19 protein-coding genes and 2 tRNA genes are annotated in these 20,416 nt (G+C 46.7%); 19 read left to right on the forward strand and 2 right to left on the reverse strand.

Annotation, left to right across the window (positions count from 1 at the left end; all coding sequences use genetic code 11):
• The first annotated feature begins 27 nt into the window (after window positions 1-27).
• The 19 genes from Undi14_RS16265 (at window position 28) to Undi14_RS16355 (ending at window position 19,896) form a co-directional block, all read left to right on the forward strand.
• Complete coding sequence (locus Undi14_RS16265; RefSeq protein ID WP_200181540.1) at window positions 28-954, forward strand: peptidoglycan DD-metalloendopeptidase family protein; 927 nt, start codon at window positions 28-30, stop codon at window positions 952-954.
• Between the two features lie 125 nt (window positions 955-1,079).
• Window positions 1,080-2,129 (forward strand): RNA polymerase sigma factor RpoS, encoded by a 1,050-nt coding sequence (gene rpoS / locus Undi14_RS16270; RefSeq protein WP_200181543.1) that lies wholly within the window; start codon window positions 1,080-1,082, stop codon window positions 2,127-2,129.
• Window positions 2,130-2,259: 130 nt separating this feature from the next.
• Entirely contained in the window at window positions 2,260-3,597 is a 1,338-nt protein-coding gene (gene rlmD / locus Undi14_RS16275; RefSeq protein WP_200181545.1) for a 23S rRNA (uracil(1939)-C(5))-methyltransferase RlmD, read from the forward strand.
• 138 nt (window positions 3,598-3,735) lie between these two features.
• Window positions 3,736-4,161, forward strand: a complete 426-nt coding sequence (ndk, locus tag Undi14_RS16280) for a nucleoside-diphosphate kinase (RefSeq protein ID WP_176803749.1) — start codon at window positions 3,736-3,738, stop codon at window positions 4,159-4,161.
• Window positions 4,162-4,244: 83 nt separating this feature from the next.
• A complete protein-coding gene (gene rlmN, locus Undi14_RS16285; protein ID WP_200181547.1) occupies window positions 4,245-5,402 on the forward strand; it encodes a 23S rRNA (adenine(2503)-C(2))-methyltransferase RlmN in 1,158 nt (385 codons plus the stop codon).
• Window positions 5,399-6,205: a type IV pilus biogenesis/stability protein PilW gene (pilW, locus tag Undi14_RS16290; protein WP_370589967.1), complete on the forward strand. Its 807-nt coding sequence runs from the start codon at window positions 5,399-5,401 to the stop codon at window positions 6,203-6,205. Before rlmN ends, pilW begins: the two co-directional genes overlap by 4 nt.
• Window positions 6,198-7,199, forward strand: a complete 1,002-nt coding sequence (locus Undi14_RS16295) for a helix-turn-helix domain-containing protein (protein WP_200181549.1) — start codon at window positions 6,198-6,200, stop codon at window positions 7,197-7,199. Before pilW ends, Undi14_RS16295 begins: the two co-directional genes overlap by 8 nt.
• A gap of 2 nt (window positions 7,200-7,201) precedes the next feature.
• On the forward strand, window positions 7,202-8,470 hold the full coding sequence (ispG, locus tag Undi14_RS16300; RefSeq protein WP_200181552.1) for a flavodoxin-dependent (E)-4-hydroxy-3-methylbut-2-enyl-diphosphate synthase: 1,269 nt from the start codon (window positions 7,202-7,204) through the stop codon (window positions 8,468-8,470).
• Between the two features lie 16 nt (window positions 8,471-8,486).
• Window positions 8,487-9,848 carry a histidine--tRNA ligase gene (gene hisS, locus Undi14_RS16305; protein ID WP_200181554.1) on the forward strand — a complete coding sequence of 454 codons (1,362 nt, stop codon included), beginning with the start codon at window positions 8,487-8,489 and terminating at the stop codon, window positions 9,846-9,848.
• A gap of 12 nt (window positions 9,849-9,860) precedes the next feature.
• Complete coding sequence (locus Undi14_RS16310; protein WP_186898372.1) at window positions 9,861-10,511, forward strand: tetratricopeptide repeat protein; 651 nt, start codon at window positions 9,861-9,863, stop codon at window positions 10,509-10,511.
• Between the two features lie 11 nt (window positions 10,512-10,522).
• On the forward strand, window positions 10,523-11,668 hold the full coding sequence (gene bamB / locus Undi14_RS16315; protein ID WP_200181556.1) for an outer membrane protein assembly factor BamB: 1,146 nt from the start codon (window positions 10,523-10,525) through the stop codon (window positions 11,666-11,668).
• A gap of 6 nt (window positions 11,669-11,674) precedes the next feature.
• On the forward strand, window positions 11,675-13,015 hold the full coding sequence (gene der, locus Undi14_RS16320) for a ribosome biogenesis GTPase Der (RefSeq protein WP_190478358.1): 1,341 nt from the start codon (window positions 11,675-11,677) through the stop codon (window positions 13,013-13,015).
• Between the two features lie 142 nt (window positions 13,016-13,157).
• Window positions 13,158-13,394, forward strand: a complete 237-nt coding sequence (hfq, locus tag Undi14_RS16325; RefSeq protein WP_186883535.1) for an RNA chaperone Hfq — start codon at window positions 13,158-13,160, stop codon at window positions 13,392-13,394.
• 39 nt (window positions 13,395-13,433) lie between these two features.
• Entirely contained in the window at window positions 13,434-14,564 is a 1,131-nt protein-coding gene (gene hflX / locus Undi14_RS16330) for a GTPase HflX (RefSeq protein ID WP_200181611.1), read from the forward strand.
• A 30-nt stretch (window positions 14,565-14,594) separates the two neighbouring features.
• Entirely contained in the window at window positions 14,595-15,854 is a 1,260-nt protein-coding gene (hflK, locus tag Undi14_RS16335) for an FtsH protease activity modulator HflK (protein WP_200181559.1), read from the forward strand.
• On the forward strand, window positions 15,854-16,756 hold the full coding sequence (gene hflC, locus Undi14_RS16340) for a protease modulator HflC (protein WP_190478352.1): 903 nt from the start codon (window positions 15,854-15,856) through the stop codon (window positions 16,754-16,756). The genes hflK and hflC overlap by 1 nt, the downstream gene beginning before the upstream one ends.
• 115 nt (window positions 16,757-16,871) lie before the next feature.
• Window positions 16,872-18,023, forward strand: coding sequence for an ATP phosphoribosyltransferase regulatory subunit (locus Undi14_RS16345; protein WP_200181561.1), 1,152 nt, complete (start codon window positions 16,872-16,874; stop codon window positions 18,021-18,023).
• A 3-nt stretch (window positions 18,024-18,026) separates the two neighbouring features.
• Window positions 18,027-19,340 carry an adenylosuccinate synthase gene (locus Undi14_RS16350; RefSeq protein ID WP_200181563.1) on the forward strand — a complete coding sequence of 438 codons (1,314 nt, stop codon included), beginning with the start codon at window positions 18,027-18,029 and terminating at the stop codon, window positions 19,338-19,340.
• Between the two features lie 13 nt (window positions 19,341-19,353).
• A complete protein-coding gene (locus tag Undi14_RS16355; RefSeq protein WP_186883530.1) occupies window positions 19,354-19,896 on the forward strand; it encodes a phosphoribosyltransferase in 543 nt (180 codons plus the stop codon).
• Window positions 19,897-20,020: 124 nt separating this feature from the next.
• Here the strand turns inward: Undi14_RS16355 and Undi14_RS16360 are convergent.
• Both Undi14_RS16360 and Undi14_RS16365 read right to left on the reverse strand, forming a co-directional pair.
• A tRNA-Leu gene (locus Undi14_RS16360) sits at window positions 20,021-20,105 on the reverse strand.
• A gap of 157 nt (window positions 20,106-20,262) precedes the next feature.
• Window positions 20,263-20,347 (reverse strand) — tRNA-Leu (locus Undi14_RS16365).
• Window positions 20,348-20,416 lie beyond the last annotated feature (69 nt).

Raw genomic sequence — 20,416 nt, forward strand, 5'->3', positions numbered from 1 at the left:
TAATTCACCTGTAAATTTGTAATGAGAATGAACAAAATAAAAAGCCTGAAAAATTTAATGGCGTTGGGATGCGTCGCTTCGCTTCTGGCAGCGTGTAGCTCGACGCCGAATAAAGCGCCGGTGGTTGAGCGCGGTATGTCCTCGTCCAACGAGGTTTATGTGCCTCCACCAGCGCCTAAACAGGTGGTTAAACCAGTTGAATCCGCGCGGGGGAATTATGTGGTCAAACGCGGTGATACTTTGTACCGAATCGCTTTAGATCATGGACAGAGTTACAGTGATCTGGTCGTCTGGAATAATCTGAAAAATCCAAATGACATCAAGGTGGATCAGGTGTTGCGGGTTGCGCCTCCTGAAATCAATGGGGCGCAGCCGGTGGCAATCGCATCCTCGTCCTCAATTGAAGTGAAGCCGCTGTCTTCAGGTTCGAGTGGAACCAAGGTGACACCTAAGGGAGATAAGCGTCCATATTCAGAAAGCAATCTTGCGGAGCTTCAGAAGCCGGAAGGTAGTGGGGGCGCACCCGTCAAAACTGAAGTTGCAGTAGTAAAGCCGCAAGAAAGATCTGCAGAGAGTGCTGCAGATGTTGATGCGGTTGACTGGATGTGGCCAGTTGATGGCAAGCTATTAGCCGGGTTTGACGATAAGAATAAAGGCTTCGATATTGCTGGACGTATGGGGCAGGATATTTTCGCAGCTGGCGCTGGTAAAGTGATGTATGCCGGTAGCGGTATCCGTGGCTATGGAAATTTAGTGATTGTGAAGCATAACAACAGCCTGTTATCAGCGTATGCACATAACAAGACAATCCTCGTCAAAGAGGGACAGTCGATTACTAAAGGGCAAAAAATAGCTGAGATGGGGAACTCGGATAGCGATGGCGTTAAGTTGCACTTTGAAATACGCTTGCAGGGAAAGCCGGTTGATCCATCGCGTTATTTGCCTGCGCGCTAGATTTATTTTGTCTGGTTTTATTGGTGATTTGTTTAAAGAGTGTTGTTGGTAATGTTTTTTTGTTGAGGTTGGTCATTTCTTAAAGTTGTCTGTTTCGTATACATATTTTATTCAGATGGAAATCTATGCAAAAAAATACGATCGACCGCAAGTTAAATGTCGCCGCACACGAAGACGCTGAAATCACTCCTGAAGATTATCTGGATAATGCTGAGACAGGTATTGTTTTGGATGTCGAAGTAAGTGACGATGTTGATGAGCCCAATGGGCGCGAAGTCGATCCCATTTCTTTAATTGTCGCGCCTATCGATGAGCTCAAGACTGTATTAGCGAGTGAATTATCTACTGACACTACCCAGTATTACCTGAATCAAATCGGCACTCGCCCCTTATTTAACTCCACGGAGGAGTTGCATTTTGCGACGCTGGCAAAACAAGGAGATTTCGACGCCAGACAGAAAATGATAGAGCACAATCTCAGGCTGGTTGTCTCGATTGCCAAGCATTATATTAATCGCGGTGTTGCTCTGCTCGATATGATAGAGGAGGGAAATCTCGGTTTAATGCATGCAATTGACAAATTCGAACCTGAGCGTGGTTTTCGTTTCTCTACCTATGCAACCTGGTGGATACGTCAAAGTATAGAGCGGGCAATTATGAATCAGGCGCGGACCATCCGCTTACCAGTTCATGTTGTTCGTGAGCTGAATCAGATTCTCCGGGCAAAGTATCACCTCGAGTCACGTCAGAGTGATGGCCGCGAGGCAAAAGCTGAGGATATCGGATTACTGGTTGATCGGCCAGCGGATGAGGTGCAGGATATTCTTGCGTTGTCCGAACATGCAACTTCTCTTGACATGCCTTTGGATAATGACCCGCAATCTAGCTTGATGGATTTGTTGCCAGGCGATAGTGATACGGCGCCTGATGCTCTGGCTGAGCATCATGAAATGACCATCCTTGTCAGAGACTGGCTTTCGCGGTTGTCCGATAAGCAGCGTATAGTCGTTATCCGGCGTTTTGGGCTGGATAATGATGATCCGGCTACTCTGGAAGCTCTGGCTGATGAAATGGGTATCACAAGAGAACGTGTTCGTCAGATTCAGCAGGAAGCATTGATTAAGTTGAAGCGCTCATTTGCATCGCGCGGACTGGGTCGGGATTCTTTGCTGTGACGGGTATTCGTTCTGGATATTCTGCACTTTAGTTGTTTATTGCTAGGGTAGAGTCTCTCACTTCTTTTATAATTCCGCTTTTGAAATCGATCATTGATATGGCGCTGCTGTTTTTCGCGCCGACATTCCCATGAATAAAATTGAAATACGTGCTTTTGATATGGACGCGCGTGGCGTCGGGCATTTGCAAAACGAAGATGGTACGCAAGGTAAAGTAATTTTTGTCGAGGGTGCGTTGCCAGGTGAGACGGTTACTTTTAGTAGCTATAAAAAGAAACCAAGCTGGGAGGTGGCGACGCTGACGGATGTCGTTCACGCGTCTTCTCAACGTATTCAGCCTAAGTGCGAATTTTTTGGCACTTGCGGCGGATGCTCGATGCAGCATCTGGAGCCGGATGCGCAGGTAGCGATGAAACAACGCATTCTGGAAGATAATCTCTGGCATATCGGAAAAGTAGAAGCTGAGACAATGCTGCGCCCGATTTATGGACCCACCTGGGGATATAGGTACCGTGCCAGATTATCGGTTCGTCATGTCATCAAAAAAAATAAGGTGTTGGTTGGTTTTCACGAAAAAAAATCCCGCTATGTGGCGGATATGGAAACCTGTCAGATATTGCCACCACATGTTTCTGCAATGTTGGTGCCGTTGCGCTCACTGATTGCCTCGTTGTCTATTATTGAATCCTTGCCGCAAATTGAATTGGCGATAGGCGAGGGTGTGACCGCAATGGTGCTGCGCATCATGGAATCGCTGACTCCGGACGACGAAGTGAAGTTAAAAGCGTTTGCAGATGAGCATAGTGTTCAATGGTGGTTGCAGACGAAAGGGCCCGATACTGCTGTGCCTTACTACCCGGCGGAAAGTGATTTGCATTATTTGCTGCCAGAATTCGGCGTTAAGATGCCATTCAAGCCGACTGATTTTACGCAGGTGAATCATCATATTAATCGCGTATTGGTGGCGCGCGCCTTGCGTTTATTGGATGTGCAGAAGGACGAGCGTATTGCGGATCTTTTTTGTGGATTAGGTAATTTCACGCTGCCGATAGCAACGATGGCAAGAGAGGTGGTTGGCATTGAAGGTAGTACTGCTCTGACAGAACGAGCAATGGAAAATGCTGTGCATAATGATCTGGCGGCTAAAACCTCCTTCAGCACGCGGAATTTGTTTGAGGTGACTGCGGACGATTTGATTGCCTTGGGCAAGTTTGATCGCTTCCTGATTGATCCGCCGCGTGATGGTGCCATGGCTCTTTGTCAGGCCTTGATTGATTTGACTGAGAAAAAACCTGAATTAAAACCGAAACGACTTGTCTACGTCTCATGTAGTCCATCCACGCTGGCCCGGGATGCAGGTATGCTGGTAGGGAATGCAGGGTACAAGCTGAGTTATGCTGGTGTGGTGAACATGTTTCCGCATACTTCGCATGTCGAATCAATGGCAGTATTTGATCTGATTAACTAAGTCAGATTGCGCTGATGTGAAGCATTTGGCTTTGGCTTACTCTAAAGACATGTTCTGCCAAGTGTTTCATGCTAAAATCGAAGGTTAGATGAATTCTTGAGTTTTTGTCTTAACCCTTTCTTTTTATTGGAGTTTTTGATGGCTATCGAACGTACATTGTCTATTATTAAACCTGACGCAGTTGCGAAAAACGTAATTGGTCAAATTGTCAGCCGTTTTGAAAATGCAGGTCTGAAAGTTGTTGCTGCTCGCCTGACTCAATTGTCCCGCGCTGAAGCAGAAGGCTTTTACGCTGTTCATGCAGCACGTCCATTCTTCAAAGATCTGGTTGACTTCATGATCTCCGGCCCTGTATTCGTGCAAGTTTTGGAAGGCGAAGGCGCGATTCTGAAAAACCGTGATCTGATGGGTGCAACTGATCCTAAGAAAGCAGAAAAAGGTACTATTCGTGCTGATTTCGCTGAGTCTATCGATGCAAATGCAGTGCACGGTTCTGATGCTGCTGAAACAGCTGCAGTTGAAATCGCTTACTTCTTCCCAGCATTAAACGTGTATTCGCGTTAATTTGAAGTAGATTGATTAGTAATTAGAAATTATCTCCCTGCGCCACAAAATATTGTGGTGCGGGGTGTAAGAAAGAAAAACGCATGACGGCACTCATTAATTTATTGGATTTAGATCCTGCGCAGCTCACTGCATATTGCGGCGAGTTGGGTGAGAAGCCATTCCGTGCAAAGCAGTTGCAACGCTGGATTCATCAGTTTGGCGCGAGTACGTTTGATGAGATGACTGATCTTGCGAAGTCTTTGCGAGAAAAGTTGGCAACCAGAGCGGTTATTGCTGCTCCCTCAGTAATTAGTGATCACACTTCTTCTGATGGTACCCGTAAGTGGTTGGTTGATGTAGGGCAGGGTAATGCTGTTGAAACAGTGTTTATTCCTGAAGAGAATCGTGGGACCTTGTGTATCTCGACGCAAGCGGGATGTGCGGTGAATTGCCGCTTTTGTTCCACTGGTAAGCAAGGATTTAATCGTAATCTGACCGTTGGAGAAATCATCGGTCAGTTATGGATGGCAGAGTTTGAGTTAAGAAAAACTAAAGGTGTAATTCCTGGTCCAAAAGGTGAGCGTCAGATCACGAATGTGGTGATGATGGGGATGGGGGAGCCGCTGTTAAACTTTGAACCCACGGTCGCCGCGTTGCGTTTGATGCTGGATGATAATGCATATGGCTTGTCCCGTCGGCGTGTTACGGTGTCGACCAGTGGTGTTGTTCCTATGATGGATAAGTTGTCGCAGGAGTGCCCGGTTGCGCTGGCAGTTTCTTTGCATGCGTCGAACGATGTGCTGCGTGACAGTTTGATACCGTTAAATAAAAAATACCCGTTAAGCGAGTTGATGGCGGCGTGTAAGCGTTATCTGGAATTTGCGCCGAGAGATTTCATCACCTTTGAATATTGCATGTTGGATGGCGTCAATGATACGGATCAGCATGCACGGGAGCTCATTCAATTGGTTAAGAATGTGCCTTGTAAGTTTAATCTGATTCCGTTTAATCCATTTCCGGAGTCGGGGCTGAAGCGTTCTGCCAATCCACGGATTAAAGCATTTGCGCAGGTGTTGATGGATGCTGGTATCGTCACAACGACACGTAAAACGCGGGGTGATGATATTGATGCAGCATGTGGTCAGTTGGCGGGTGATGTAAAGGATAGGACGCGTGTGCAGGAGCGCATGCAAAAAATGGCGGAATATCAAAAGAAGTTTGGCGAAAATTTTGGCAAGATCGTGGAGATCACACAGTGAAAATTTTTGAATTTGGCTCTCGTGCAAAACAGGTATTGCTCCTTTCTCTGGTTTTGTCTATTTCTGCTTGTGCGTCCAGGCATTTGGATGCGCGTGTCGACGAGTCCGCTGTCTCAGCGGAAAAGCTTGAACTGCAGAAGCGTGCATCCATCAGGATGCAATTGGCTGTTGGCTATTATCAGCAAGGACAGCACAAAGTTGCACTGGAAGAGATCAGACAGGCGTTATTGATTTATCCGGATATGGTTGATGCCTACGCTGTTCGTGCCGTTATTTTTATGGATACGGGTGAAAAACAACTGGCTGAAGATAATTTTTTGCAGGCACTGAAGCTATCTCCTGGTAATGTCGATGTGGAGAATAATTATGGCTGGTTTCTTTGTCAGAATGGTCGCGAAAAGCAGGGCTTGGCTTATCTTGATCGCGTTATAAATAATCCTGCATATGCCAATTTAGGCAAAACTTATAACAATGCGGGTCTTTGTAGTCTGAGGATGAAGGATTCGCCTCGCGCTGAGAAATATTTCATCGAGGGGTTTAAGCAGGATCCCTCAAATCCGGGTATTAATGCAAATCTCGCCAAAATTCTGTATGACCGTGGTGAATATGGTCAGGCTCGTTTTTACATCAACAGAGTAATTAAGTTTGATGTATTAACTGCAGATGTTTTGTGGCTTGCAATTAAAATTGAAAAGCGACTCGGAGATGAGGCTGCAATGACTGGCTATGCGACGCAATTGCGCCGACGTCATCCGAGTTCGCGTGAATTTGGCCTTTTGCAGCGGGGATCTTTTGATGAGTGATGTGGGATTGAGTCCAGCGTCAGAGGTGCTGCCTTCTGGAGGTGAGTCTAAGCCTGTGCTAAGTGTTGTTCAGACTGCCGGTGGTCTGTTATCTGCAGCCCGCACTTTGGCCGGTCTGAGCGTTGAGCAGGTAGCTGGACAGCTTAAATTGTCTCCTCGTCAGATTATTGCGTTAGAAAATAATGCTTTTGAACAGTTGCCGAAGTTAGTGATTGTGCGGGGATTTGTACGTTCCTACGCTAAGCTGCTTAAACTGGATCCTGCCGAGCTTATTGCTTGTTTGCCTGATGAGCAAACCGGGCAAGCGCTGGATGCTGGTCTGCAACCTACGCTGGCAACCCCTTTTCAGGAATCGCGCTCGCCATTTTTGGGAAGAAGTGAAAATAATAATCGCAAATATTTGATAGCTGCCGCCTTTTTTGCGGTGGCTGCATTGTTATTTGTGTCGTATCAATATGTCGAACAGTCCTCTTATGTGAAGGCCTTTTTCGCGAGACCATCTGTTCAGGTTGATGCTCTGTCTGTTTCGGCAAGTTCTGCGGATGCAGTTTCTGCATCCGTGCCCGTTGTTGAAAAAGTCAGTTCTGTTTCGGTGCCGTCTTCTGTGGTTGCCGAGATTACCAATAGTGCGGATGCTGAACGCAGTGAGCTGGCTAAAACCTTAGTCGAAGCGACATCTGCCAGTCATCCCGCTGCTGCAGTAGCTACATCCAATGCAACTGAGAATACGCCTTTGGTTCAACCTGTTGCTGCAGGTAATGATAAGTTGCGGCTGAAGTTTCGCCAGGATTCATGGGTGCAGGTTAAAAAAGAAAATGGCACAGTTCTCACTTCACATTTGGCAAAAGCGGGGACTGAAGAAGTGTTTGAGGTGAAAGAAACCTTGCAACTGAGACTGGGCAACGCCGCGGGTGTTGATGCGTCGCTTCGTGGTAATGCAATGGATATCACAACAGGCAAAGACTCGAATGTCGTTAATTTGATTGTCAAGTAAGTATGGAGTCTCTTTTGTCCGAAATTTTGTCTGGTCCGCGCCAGAGGCGTCTCAGCCGTGCGGCAAGCATCGTCTACGGAAAGCGCAAAGTTGTAATCGGCGGTGATGCGCCAGTTGTTGTGCAATCAATGACAAATACAGATACTGCCGATGTAATTGCGACCGCAATTCAGATCAAGGATCTGGCGCGGGCAGGTTCTGAGTTAGTGCGTATCACGGTCAATAATTCTGAGGCGGCTGCGGCGGTTCCGGCTATTCGCGAACAACTCGACAAAATGGAGGTTGACGTTCCGCTGGTCGGTGATTTTCATTATAACGGCCATACCTTGCTACAGAATTTTCCTGAGTGCGCGCAAGCCTTGTCGAAGTATCGGATTAATCCGGGTAATGTAGGTCAGGGGGCAAAGCGGGAATCTCAGTTTGCTCAGATGATAGAGTTGGCCTGCCGCTATGATAAACCGGTTCGTATCGGTGTTAACTGGGGTAGTCTGGATCAAACCCTGTTGGCAAGAATTATGGATGAGAATGCTCGCCGTTCCGTACCTTGGACTGCGCAATCTGTCATGTATGAAGCGTTGATTACGTCTGCGATAGAAAATGCGCAGCGCGCAGAGGAACTGGGGCTGGCTGGGGATAAAATTATCTTATCGTGCAAGGTTTCTGGTGTGCAGGATCTGATTGCGGTGTACCGTGAACTTTCGACACGCTGTGAATATCCTTTGCACTTGGGTTTAACCGAGGCAGGAATGGGGAGTAAAGGGATCGTTGCTTCCACCGCTGCGCTCTCGGTATTGTTGCAAGAGGGGATTGGCGACACCATACGTATATCGTTGACTCCTGAGCCTGGCGGTGACCGTTGTCGTGAGGTGATTGTAGGTCAGGAAATTTTGCAGACCATGGGGTTGCGGAAATTTACGCCAATGGTTATTGCTTGTCCTGGTTGTGGTCGCACGACTTCCACAGTATTTCAGGAATTGGCAGACGATATTCAGACTTTCTTGCGTGAGCAGATGCCTGCCTGGAAGAAGCAGTACCCTGGCGTTGAGAGTATGAATGTTGCTGTCATGGGATGTATCGTGAATGGTCCTGGTGAGTCAAAACACGCAAATATCGGCATCAGTCTTCCGGGTACAGGTGAGTCGCCAGCTGCACCAGTGTTTATTGATGGTGTAAAAGCGATGACATTGCGTGGAGACAGAATTGCTGAAGAATTTCAGGCAATTGTGCTGAACTATGTCGCAAAGCGTTATGCACCAACAGTAGTTGAATAATTGAACTGAGTTTCTTATGTCAGAAAATAAAAAAATAGAAAAAATAGTCGGTGTTAAGGGAATGAATGATTTGCTCCCTGATGATTCCGCACTCTGGGAACTATTCGAAAATACGGTTCACTCAGTATTAAAGAGCTATGGATTTCAACAGGTTCGTACACCGATAGTTGAGCCAACTCCGCTGTTTGCCCGCGGACTTGGTGAGGTGACAGATATCGTCGAAAAAGAAATGTATTCATTTGAAGACTCGATGAATGGCGATAAGCTGACGTTGCGCCCAGAAGGAACTGCGGGGGTGGTGCGTGCAGCAATTGAGCACAATCTTGTTTATGATGGGCCGAAGCGCCTTTGGTATGCGGGTCCTATGTTCCGCCATGAAAAGCCTCAGCGTGGACGCTATCGTCAGTTTCATCAGGTAGGTGCTGAGGCCTTGGGTTTTAGTGGGCCGGATATTGATGCTGAATTGATTATGTTGTGTCAGCGGCTCTGGGATGATCTCGGTTTGCAGAATGTGCGCCTTGAGTTAAATTCGATCGGCGATGCAAACGAGCGAAATTTGCACCGTGCAGCGTTAATCAGTTATTTTGAGAATCACTCTGATATTCTCGATGCAGAAGCGAAGCGTCGCTTGTATAGCAATCCATTGCGGATACTTGATACAAAAAATCCTGCGATGCAAGAAATGGTCAATGCTGCGCCAAAACTGTTGGATTATCTCGGTGCTGAGTCGCTGGCTCACTTTGATGGAGTACAAAAAATATTGCGTCACAATAGTATTCCGTTCACGATTAATCCGCGTCTTGTGAGAGGTATGGATTATTACAATCGCACTGTTTTTGAGTGGGTGACCGACGAGTTGGGGTCACAGGGAACGGTGTGTGCTGGTGGGCGCTATGATACTTTATTCTCAACTTTTGGTGGAAAGCCAACTCCCGCGTGTGGTTTTGCAATGGGGATTGAGCGACTGATTGAATTGATGAAGGTTGCTGGTGATGTTCATCAGCCCTCCTTGTGTGATGTTTATCTGGTACACCAGACTGACGACGGGCAAATGCAGTCTTTGGTTCTTGGTGAGCGATTACGCGATGCCGGGCTTGATGTTGTGCTACATTGCGCAACCGCGACCGGGGTTGGTAGTTTTAAATCGCAAATGAAGAAGGCAGACGCCAGTGGTTGCGCATACGCGGTGATTATTGGTGAAGACGAGGTTGCCAATAACAATGTCAGTATAAAATCCATGCGATCCGATATTGCTGAAAATAATCAAATCAGTGTTCCGTTTGATGCTGCGGTAGATTATCTGGTTGATCAGATTGCAGGCACTGGTGATGACAGCTCTTGCTGCGATGACCCGAATCATATTCATATTAACCATTAATCTTATAAAAACATGGCATACGATCTCGAAGAACAAGAGCAACTCGCAACACTGAAAGCAACATGGAAGCAATATGGTAATTTGATTACCTGGGTTTTGATCATCGCGCTTGCTGCCTATGCAGGATGGGTGCAATGGAATAACTATCAAACGAATCAGGCGGGACAAGCCTCACAGTTATATGAAGAGTTGCAGAAGTCTGTAACAGCAAAAGATGCGGCAAAGATTCAGCGCGCTGTGGGTGACTTAAAAGAGAAGTTTCCTGCGACGTCATATGCTTCGATGGCCGCATTGGTGTCAGCTAAAACATCGTTTGATGCAAATGATTTGAAGTCTGCTAAAAGTCAGCTCCAGTGGGTAATTGACTCTGGTAAAGGCGACGAGTACAAGGCTTTAGCGAAGATACGTCTGGCTGGTATTTTGTTGGATGAAAAATTATTTGATGAAGCGTTGAAACAGTTGTCAGGTGAATTTCCAGCTGAGCTGCAAGCAGATGTTGCTGACAGAAAAGGCGATATTTTCGTTGCGCAGGCTAAATTGGACGACGCTAGAAAGTCCTACCAGGTTGCATTGGACAAGGCGACAGAAAAAAATTCAGTAAAACAATTAATTCAAATTAAATTGGATGCGATTGGTGGATCTGTTGAGTCAGTAAGCAAATAACAGGAGTGTTTATGCATTTTTCTGCCAAAATAATTTCGGCGGCTGCATTGTGTGTTTTGGCAGGATGTTCTTCATGGAACCCATTCGCCTCAAAATCTGAAAAAAATGTACCGGCAGCATTGTTAGAGATAAAACCGACTCTTTCTGTTAAGCAGTTATGGTCCGTTCAGGCCGGTTCGTCTCAAAATTACGTGTTCTCTCCGGCAATTGTTGGGCAGCAGCTCTATGTTGCTGCCGCTGACGGAACTTTGCTGAAGATTGATGCGGCCAGTGGTCGCGCAGACTGGCGTATTAACGCTGGCGTGCGTTTGACGGGCGGTGTCGGAGCAAATGCCAGAACGGTCGTCGTTGCAGGTGATAAGGGGGGGGTGTTTGCATTCGATAATGAAGGCAAGCTGCGCTGGAAAAATCAGGATTCCACAGAAATTTTATCAGCCCCAGCGTTGTCTGATAGTTTAGTTGTTGTTCGTAGCATTGATAATAAAATTAGCGCATATGACGTTGAAACCGGTGCCCGTAAATGGGTGGTTGAGCGTACTTTGCCTGCTTTAACATTACGTGCGTTCCCAGGTTTGGTCGTTGCCGGTGATCAGGTGATCATCGCTTTGCCAGGTGGGCGTATGGCAGCTTTATCTCTCGCCAATGGCAGCTTGCGCTGGGAGGCCGTGGTTGGTGAGCCAAAAGGTGCGACTGAACTAGAGCGTGTTGCGGACGTTTCGGGATTTCCTGCGATCATTGGGCGTGATGTTTGCGCCAGTGCTTATCAGGGGCGGGTCGGTTGCTTCGATCTGAACACAGGCGCTGTTCGTTGGGTAAAGAAATTATCCAGTGAGGTTGGTGCCGGTGTCGATGAGCGCTTTGTCTTTGCTGCAGATGTTGGTGGCGCTGTGACTGCTTATAATCGTGAGTCAGGTTCTAGTGCTTGGAAAAATGATAAGCTTGCCAATCGGCGCTTGTCAGCACCTGTTTCTTTCGGTCGCTCTGTTGTCGTGGGTGATCTGGCAGGTTACGTGCATTTTCTCTCCAGAGAAGATGGTTCTTTCATCGGTAGGTTGCCTACTGATGGTAGTCAGATTTTAGCTGCGCCAGTTGTGGTTGGCTCAAATCTGATTGTTCAAACAAAATCAGGATTAGTGGTTGCTATCGCAACTGAGTAATATTAAATGAAGCCGGTTATTGCACTTATAGGTCGACCAAATGTCGGCAAATCCACGCTGTTCAATCGGCTTACCCGTTCACGTGATGCCTTGGTGGCTGATTTGCCAGGGCTTACTCGTGATCGTCATTATGGCGAGGGACGTATTGGTGAGCGACCTTTTCTGGTAATTGATACTGGTGGCTTTGAGCCAGTAGCGAAAGAAGGTATCTTGCATGAGATGGCAAAGCAGACCAAGCAGGCAGTTGCTGAAGCTGACGTCATTATTTTTATCGTTGATGGACGTCAGGGTTTGACGCCGCACGACAAAACGATCACAGATTTTTTACGTAAGTCTGGTCGCTCGGTGATGTTGGTTGTCAATAAAGCCGAGGGCATGAAGTATTCTTCAGTAACGGCAGATTTTTATGAGCTTGGACTTGGTGATCCGTATGTGATCTCAGCCGCCCATGGGGATGGTGTCGTTGATCTTGTAGAAGAATCGCTCGATATTGCATTTGCACAGCGACCACCAGAATCGGAGCCAGCTGAGGATGCGGTTAAAGGTATCCGGATTGCTATTGTTGGGCGCCCGAATGTCGGTAAGTCAACCTTGGTGAACACCTTGCTTGGCGAAGATCGTGTGATTGCCTTTGATATGCCAGGGACAACGCGGGATTCAATTGAGATTCCGTTTGAGAGGGATGGTAAGCATTATTCCTTAATCGATACTGCTGGTATTCGCCGGCGCGGTAAGGTTTTTGAGGCTATTGAGAAATTTTCAGTGGTCAAAACCCTGCAATCTGTTTCTGAAGCGAACGTCGTTCTTTTATTGCTGGATGCGCAGCAGGATATTTCTGAGCAAGATGCGCATATTGCTGGGTTCATTCTCGAGTCAGGCCGAGCCTTGGTTGTCGGTGTGAATAAATGGGATGGCTTGCAAAGCGATCGGCGAGATGAAATTAAAATGGACATTGAGCGGAAGTTGAATTTCCTCACCTTTGCAAAATTCCATTTCATTTCAGCCCTGAAATCGACAGGTATCGGCCCGTTAATGAAGTCGATAGATTCTGCTTACGCTGCTGCGATGGCGAATTTATCAACGCCGAAATTGACTCGTGCTCTGATTGAGGCGGTTGAGCATCAGCAACCGAAGCGCAAAGGTTCGATCAGGCCAAAATTACGTTATGCTCACCAGGGTGGGCAAAATCCACCTATCATTGTGATTCACGGTAATGCGCTGGATGCCGTCGGTGATGTATATAAACGTTATCTGGAGAAGCATTTCAGGGAAACGTTCTCATTGGTGGGAACTCCTTTGAGAATAGAAATGCGCTCCGGTAAAAATCCGTTTGATAAAACGAAGTAATTAGTTTTCACGGTTTTGTATGATGCAGTATTTCTGCGAATTGAACTAAAAAACATTACAGATATCTGTAATTTCGGATGGATTGCTTGAAAAATACAAGATAATCCCAAACTCCTGATCACAACAACACAATGGAGCTGTCATGAGCAACAAAGGGCAACTGTTACAAGACCCGTTTCTGAACGCGCTGCGTAAAGAACATATTCCAGTATCTATCTACCTGGTGAATGGTATTAAGTTACAGGGGCATATTGAATCTTTCGATCAGTATGTCGTGTTGCTGAGAAATACCGTTACGCAAATGGTATATAAACACGCTATCTCCACTGTTGTGCCTGCGCGCGCTGTGAGTATTAATTCTGAAGCCGAGGCTGAGTAATTTTTTGGCTCCTGATAATTTGGATACATGTCTTTAAATATGCGCGCCGCTTTGGTCGGTGTTGATTTCGGCAAAGATGGTTTTGCCGATAGTCTCGAAGAGCTTTCACTGCTGGCACAGTCTGCCGGAGCGGATGTTGTAACGACAATCACGTGCAAAAGATCAGGGCCGGATGCCGCATTGTTTATCGGCTCTGGCAAGACTGATGAGGTGCTTGATGCTGTTGCTGATTCTGAGCTTGATTTGGTCATTTTTAATCATGCTTTATCTCCGGCTCAACAAAGAAATCTTGAGCGTCGTCTCAAAATTCGCGTGATTGATCGTACTAGTCTCATTCTTGATATTTTTGCCCAGAGGGCGAAGAGTCACGAGGGAAAGGTTCAAGTCGAGTTGGCACAGCTACAGCATCTTGCGACGCGCTTAATTCGTGGCTGGACTCACCTTGAGCGGCAAAAAGGTGGTATTGGTTTGCGCGGGCCGGGTGAGACTCAGTTAGAGACGGATAGGCGTCTTCTGGGAGAGCGAGTCAAAATGCTCAAGACGAAGCTGGATAGGCTGCGTCAGCAGCGGGAAACTCAGCGGCGCTCACGTGATCGCAGTAAAACCTTTTCGGTTTCATTGGTCGGTTACACAAATGCTGGTAAGTCGACACTGTTTAATGCTCTGACGAAGGCTGGTGCCTACGCGGCAAATCAATTGTTTGCGACGTTGGATACGACATCTAGACGCCTCTATCTCGGCGAGGCTGGAAGTGTTGTTATCTCAGATACGGTTGGATTTATCCGTGAATTACCGCATCAACTGGTAGCGGCATTTCGTGCAACGCTCGAAGAGACTATTCACGCTGATTTGCTCGTGCACGTAGTTGATGCAAACAGCCCTGTCAGGACAGAGCAGATTTTTCAGGTCAATCAGGTGTTGAAAGAGATTGGTGCTGACCATATTCCGCAGTTGATTGTGTTTAATAAGATTGATCTGGCGGGTCTGGAACCATCAGTTGCCCTGAATGAATATGGTAAAATTGACCGGATTTTTTTGAGTGCCCGTACCGGCGTCGGACTAAGTCTGTTACGCGACGCAATCGCTGATTTCGCTTCTGTTAAAGCGCTACAAATGTCAGATGAAAAATTGACTTCTCAATTCGATGACGTTCGTTTTAATCTCCAGTAGTTCGAAAATTACTCATTGGATATCTAAAGAATGATTGGTTCATTTCTAAAAAAAATTGGTGTTACGTTATCGCTGAATGATCCTCAGTGGGGACGTGGATCAAAAAATAATCAGGATGGCAAGAAGTCACCGGAAACCCCTCCCGACCTTGATCAGGTCTGGAAAGATTTGAATCAGCGTTTATCCCGTTTCTTAGGGCAAAAAAACGGCGGCGGTGATGGCGGCGGCGGATTTAATCCTGATTCATCCACTACCCGATTTGGTATCGGTGCGATTGCTTTTATCTTTGTTTTTGTATGGCTGGTGAGCGGTATTTTTATTGTCCAGGAAGGGCAGAATGCTGTTGTCACGACCTTTGGGAAGTATAGTCACGTGAATGGCGCGGGTATGAATTGGCGCTGGCCTTATCCGATTCAGAATCACGAAATTGTGAATGTGTCACAGGTTCGTACTATCGAAGTTGGCTATCGTTCAAATGTGAAAAATAAGCAGGCACATGAATCTTTAATGCTGACTGATGACGAGAATATTGTCGATATCCAGTTCGCAGTTCAATATAAATTGAAAAGTGCTGCTGAGTGGCTTTATAACAACCGGGATCAGGATGAAATGATCCGTCAGGTCGCAGAAACTGCGATCCGTGAAATTGTCGGTAAAAGTAAAATGGATTTCGTCCTCTACGAGGGGCGGGAAAAAGTCGCAATGGATGTTGGCGCACTGATGCAGCAGATACTGACCCGTTATAAGGCAGGCGTTCAGATCGCGAATATCACTATGCAAGGCGTTCAGCCACCTGAGCAGGTGCAGGCGGCATTCGATGATGCAGTAAAGGCGGGGCAGGATAAAGAGCGGCAAAAAAATGAAGGTCAGGCCTATGCTAATGACGTGATTCCAAAGGCCCGTGGTGAGGCTTCCCGTACTTTGCAAGAGGCTGAAGGCTATAAGTCACGAATTGTGGCGAATGCTGAGGGGAATGCCTCTCGCTTTAAGCAAGTATTGAGCGAGTATCAGAAGGCGCCAGCGGTCACGAGGGACAGGATGTATCTGGAAACAATGCAGCAGATTTTTACCAGTACGAGTAAAGTTTTGATGGATGCAAAACAAAGCAACAACATGATCTATTTGCCGATTGATAAAATGATTTCCCAAGAAGCAAATAGCGTTAAACCAGCTGTTGTGCAGCCTGTTACTCCAACGACTGCGGAACAAATTCCATCTGTGGAGATGCGTTACAATAAAGATGGGCGTGCCAGAGATACTCGTGATTCACGTGACAGAGAGGTGCGCTGATGAATAAGCTGATTTCATTTTTTCTGGCTGTAATCGCAGCACTTTTAGTCGCTTATTCGACAATTTTTATTGTTGATCAGAAGTCGCATGCAATTGTGTTCGCCTTTGGGGAAGTTAAGTCGGTTATTAGCGAACCTGGCTTACATTTCAAATTGCCGCCACCATTCCAAAATGTTTTGTTGCTTGATAAACGGATTCTGACTATTGATTCAGCTGAGGCAGATCGCTTCATTACAGCGGAAAAGAAAAACATTCTTGTCGATTCCTATGTTAAATGGCAAATTACTGAACCGAAGCTGTATTACGTGAGCTTCAGCGGTGATGAGCGCCGGGCAAAAGATCGCCTGTCTCAGATAGTAAAAGCGGCACTGAACGACGAAATTACAAAGCGGACTGTGCGTGAAGTGATTTCAGGCGAGCGCGGCAAAGTAATGGAGGCGATCAAAAGCAAAGTTACTGACGAAGCTAAGCAGATTGGTGTTGATATTATCGATGTCCGTTTGAAGCGGGTTGATTATGTTGAGCAGATTAATAATTCTGTTTACGACCGCATGAAATCAGAGCGTTTGCGTGTTGCGAATGAGCTTCGTTCTACTGGTTCGGCTGAGTCGGAGAAAATCAGGGCTGACGCAGACCGGCAGAGAGTTGTGATACTTGCTGAGGCTTACCGTGAAGCTGAGCAAATGCGCGGTGAAGGTGATGCAGAGGCGTCGCGGATTTATGCGCAGGCATTTGGGCAAAATCCTGAGTTTTATAAATTTTACAGAAGTCTGGAGGCTTACCGGGCCAGCTTCAAAACTAAGAGTGACGTCGTTGTCGTTGATCCTAGTTCTGAATTTTTCAAATATTTTAAAGCTCCCGGCAGTTCTGTTAATGGTGGCTCGGCAGCAAAGTCTAAGTAATACTTATATATTTTGATCAAACAGCGATCTACGCCAGCTTTGGCGCAGGTCGCTGTTTGCCGGATGAACCCAATAAAGTTCATTCTCTCGTTTTCTTAATTTTTGATTGTTTTTCATGCCGAACTGGCTCTTACCTGAAAATATCGCTGACGTCTTGCCCTCTGAGGCTCGCAAGATTGAAGACTTGCGTCGTGTTTTTCTAGATCATTTCCGTTTGTATGGTTATGAATTAGTTATGCCTCCTTTGCTGGAATATATCGAATCACTCTTGACCGGTGCAGGTCAGGATATGAATCTACGTACTTTCAAGCTGGTTGATCAGATGTCTGGTCGTACAATGGGGGTGCGTGCAGATATGACTACTCAGGTCGCACGTATTGATGCCCATCTTTTAAACCGCAGTTCGGTGACTCGCCTGTGCTACGTTGGCAACGTCTTGCACACTAAGCCATCCGGGTTACATGCAACGCGTGAACCGATTCAGATCGGTGCTGAAATATACGGACATGCAGGACTCGAGGCGGATGCAGAGATTCAGGAGCTGGTGATTGCTTGTTTAAGGCTGGCTGGCATTGAGCAAGTGCGCCTGGATTTGTGTCACGTAGGTGTGTTGCGTGCAATACTCGAAACAGATCCACTTGCGAAGCAACAAGAGAATATATTGTTTGCTCTGTTAGAGTCCAAGGATATTCCGAGTATAAAAAGTGTCAGCGAAGGTTTTTCTCCTGAGGTCAGGCGTGCTTTGCAGGTTTTGCCAACTTTGTATGGTGACGTGTCTGTCATTAGTCGGGCAAGAAAAGAGCTGCCTAATCTGGGGGGCGTTATGTCTGCGTTGTCTGAGCTTGAGTACCTTGCTAATCTGGTTGGTAACGACAAGGTAACAATAGATCTGGCAGACCTGCGGGGTTATCACTATCACAGTGGTGTTATGTTCAGTGCGTTTGTTCCAGGTTTGCCTAATGCCGTTGCGCGTGGTGGGCGTTACGATCACGTGGGTGAGGCTTTTGGTCGCTCCAGGCCTGCAACGGGATTTTCTTTGGATTTGCGCGAATTGGCACGTCTGATGCCTGTTGCAGAGAGGAAAGGGGCGATCCGTGCCCCTTGGAGTCGTGATGCAGGTTTGTTGTCGAAAATTGCAGCGTTACGTAGTGAAGGGGAGGTGGTTATTCAAAATCTCCCTGGGCATGAGAATGAACAAGATGAATTTGACTGCAATCGTGTGGTCGTATTCGATGGTGAACAATGGATTCTTCAAAATGTAGGTTGAGTAATGTCAAACAATAAAATTGCAAAAAATGTCGTTGTCATTGGTACCCAGTGGGGCGACGAGGGTAAAGGAAAGATTGTTGACTGGCTGACGGATCATGCTCAAGGTGTGGTTCGGTTTCAAGGTGGCCACAATGCAGGTCATACGCTGGTGATCGGTGGACAAAAGACTGCGTTGCAATTAATTCCTTCCGGAATTATGCGTGAGGGTACGGCTTGCTATATCGGTAATGGCGTGGTTTTGTCTGTTCCAGATTTGTTGCGCGAGATCGATAAATTGCAGGCAAACGGAGTAGAGGTTGTTTCCCGTCTCAAAATCTCTGAGGCATGTCCGGTCATTCTTCCTTACCATGCCGCGTTGGATGCAGCTCGCGAGGCTGCTCGTGGTGCTGCCAAAATTGGCACCACAGGTAAAGGCATTGGTCCTGCCTACGAGGATAAGGTTGCACGTCGTGCAATTCGTGTCGCTGATTTATTAAATGCAGAGCGTTTTGCTGAGAAGTTGAAGGAAAACCTGGATTATCACAACTTCGTGTTAACGAATTATCTCAAGGCGCCAGCGGTTGATTATCAAAAGACTTTGGATGACACGTTGGCTTTAGTTCCGCGTATTCGTCCTATGGTTACTGATGTTTCCAGTGCTTTGTACGCAGCGCACAAAGCTGGCGCAAGCCTCCTGTTTGAGGGCGCGCAAGGCAGCTTACTGGATGTTGATCATGGTACTTATCCTTTCGTTACGTCAAGTAATTGCGTGGCAGGCAATGCTGCAGCAGGTACGGGCGTTGGTCCAAATATGCTGCATTACATTCTTGGAATTACTAAGGCGTATACGACACGTGTTGGTTCAGGCCCGTTTCCTTCCGAATTGCCGACGGATCAGGGCGTTGGTAAGCATTTGGCGAGTGTTGGGCATGAGTTTGGCACAGTAACTGGGCGTGCCCGTCGTTGTGGTTGGTTTGATGCTGCACTGTTGAAGCGATCTGTTCAGATTAATGGCGTTTCTGGCATGTGTTTGACCAAGTTGGATGTGTTGGATGGTGTTGAAACTTTGAAGTTGTGTACTGGTTATAAACTGGGTGGAAAAATTGTTGATATTTTCCCGGTTGGTGCAGAAGAGGCTGCGATGTGCGAGGCTATCTATGAGGAAATGCCTGGTTGGTCTGAGTCAACTGTAGGTGCGAAGAGTATGGAAGCTTTGCCTGAAAATGCCCGCAATTACATTAAGCGCATAGAGGCGCTCGTCGGAGTGCCAGTTGATATGGTCTCTACCGGTCCTGACCGTGAGGAGACTATCGTATTGCGCCATCCGTTTATTTAAAGGAAAAATAAAAATGAATACACCTGCTTCTACGGATAAGGATCTGTGGGTTTCTTGGGATGCTTACCATCGTTCAATTGAGCAGTTGGCGCTTAAAGTGCATGAGTCAGGCTGGAAGTTTGACCAGGTCTTGTGCCTTGCACGTGGCGGTTTGCGACCAGGCGATATTTTTTCCAGAATTTTCGACGTTCCTTTGGCAATTCTTTCGACAAGTTCTTATCGTGAGGATGCTGGTACTGTCCAAGGTTCTCTGGATATCGGCAAATATATTTCTATGACCAAGGGGGCTTTGCAGGGCCGTGTTTTGGTTGTTGATGACCTTGTTGATTCCGGTGTGACGCTTGAGCGTGTTCTGCATCACTTGCGCGAAAATTTTCCAGCGGTAACGGATGTTAAGTCCGCGGTGATCTGGTACAAAGCTTGTTCTTCTGTCGCACCTGATTTTCATCTTGATTATCTGGCGACGAATCCATGGATTCATCAACCATTTGAAGAGTACGATAGTATCAGGCCGCATCAGTTAAATGCCTGGCTGAAAAAAGGTGAGACGGCTTAATGGTGTGAAATAAAAACGGGAGTCATTGACTCCCGTTTTTATTTGATTGATTGCTACGCTTAATTTAAAGATTTCTTTTGAACAAAAAAAGCCCGTTGATAAAATCAACGGGCTTTCAATAATTTGGTGCCCACGGAGGGACTCGAACCCCCACACCTTGCGGCACATGGACCTGAACCATGCGCGTCTACCAATTCCGCCACGTGGGCGACAGAAGGCGTAATTATAGAGTAATCAGGATTAATTTACTACGACTTTCAGTCGAAAATTTGAATTACTTTTTCGGGAGAAGATGCGAGATGAGTGAACTTTGGAATTGTGAAATAGAAAAAGCCCGTTGATAAAATCAACGGGCTTTCAATAATTTGGTGCCCACGGAGGGACTCGAACCCCCACACCTTGCGGCACATGGACCTGAACCATGCGCGTCTACCAATTCCGCCACGTGGGCGACAGAAGGCGCTTATTATAGATTGTTTCGGTATTATGTCAAGACGTGAGCCTGATCAGATTAGAATAG

The organism is Undibacterium sp. 14-3-2, assembly GCF_016595265.1.
Taxonomy (GTDB): domain Bacteria; phylum Pseudomonadota; class Gammaproteobacteria; order Burkholderiales; family Burkholderiaceae_D; genus Undibacterium; species Undibacterium aquatile.

Bases quoted from the DNA above. Each gene is read 5' to 3' on its own strand.
- Undi14_RS16265 (WP_200181540.1), top strand. From the start codon at position 28: ATGAACAAAATAAAAAGCCTGAAAAATTTAATGGCGTTGGGATGCGTC.
- rpoS (WP_200181543.1), top strand. From the start codon at position 1,080: ATGCAAAAAAATACGATCGACCGCAAGTTAAATGTCGCCGCACACGAA.
- rlmD (WP_200181545.1), top strand. From the start codon at position 2,260: ATGAATAAAATTGAAATACGTGCTTTTGATATGGACGCGCGTGGCGTC.
- ndk (WP_176803749.1), top strand. From the start codon at position 3,736: ATGGCTATCGAACGTACATTGTCTATTATTAAACCTGACGCAGTTGCG.
- rlmN (WP_200181547.1), top strand. From the start codon at position 4,245: ATGACGGCACTCATTAATTTATTGGATTTAGATCCTGCGCAGCTCACT.
- Undi14_RS16295 (WP_200181549.1), top strand. From the start codon at position 6,198: ATGAGTGATGTGGGATTGAGTCCAGCGTCAGAGGTGCTGCCTTCTGGA.
- ispG (WP_200181552.1), top strand. From the start codon at position 7,202: ATGGAGTCTCTTTTGTCCGAAATTTTGTCTGGTCCGCGCCAGAGGCGT.
- hisS (WP_200181554.1), top strand. From the start codon at position 8,487: ATGTCAGAAAATAAAAAAATAGAAAAAATAGTCGGTGTTAAGGGAATG.
- Undi14_RS16310 (WP_186898372.1), top strand. From the start codon at position 9,861: ATGGCATACGATCTCGAAGAACAAGAGCAACTCGCAACACTGAAAGCA.
- bamB (WP_200181556.1), top strand. From the start codon at position 10,523: ATGCATTTTTCTGCCAAAATAATTTCGGCGGCTGCATTGTGTGTTTTG.
- der (WP_190478358.1), top strand. From the start codon at position 11,675: ATGAAGCCGGTTATTGCACTTATAGGTCGACCAAATGTCGGCAAATCC.
- hfq (WP_186883535.1), top strand. From the start codon at position 13,158: ATGAGCAACAAAGGGCAACTGTTACAAGACCCGTTTCTGAACGCGCTG.
- hflX (WP_200181611.1), top strand. From the start codon at position 13,434: ATGCGCGCCGCTTTGGTCGGTGTTGATTTCGGCAAAGATGGTTTTGCC.
- hflK (WP_200181559.1), top strand. From the start codon at position 14,595: ATGATTGGTTCATTTCTAAAAAAAATTGGTGTTACGTTATCGCTGAAT.
- hflC (WP_190478352.1), top strand. From the start codon at position 15,854: ATGAATAAGCTGATTTCATTTTTTCTGGCTGTAATCGCAGCACTTTTA.
- Undi14_RS16345 (WP_200181561.1), top strand. From the start codon at position 16,872: ATGCCGAACTGGCTCTTACCTGAAAATATCGCTGACGTCTTGCCCTCT.
- Undi14_RS16350 (WP_200181563.1), top strand. From the start codon at position 18,027: ATGTCAAACAATAAAATTGCAAAAAATGTCGTTGTCATTGGTACCCAG.
- Undi14_RS16355 (WP_186883530.1), top strand. From the start codon at position 19,354: ATGAATACACCTGCTTCTACGGATAAGGATCTGTGGGTTTCTTGGGAT.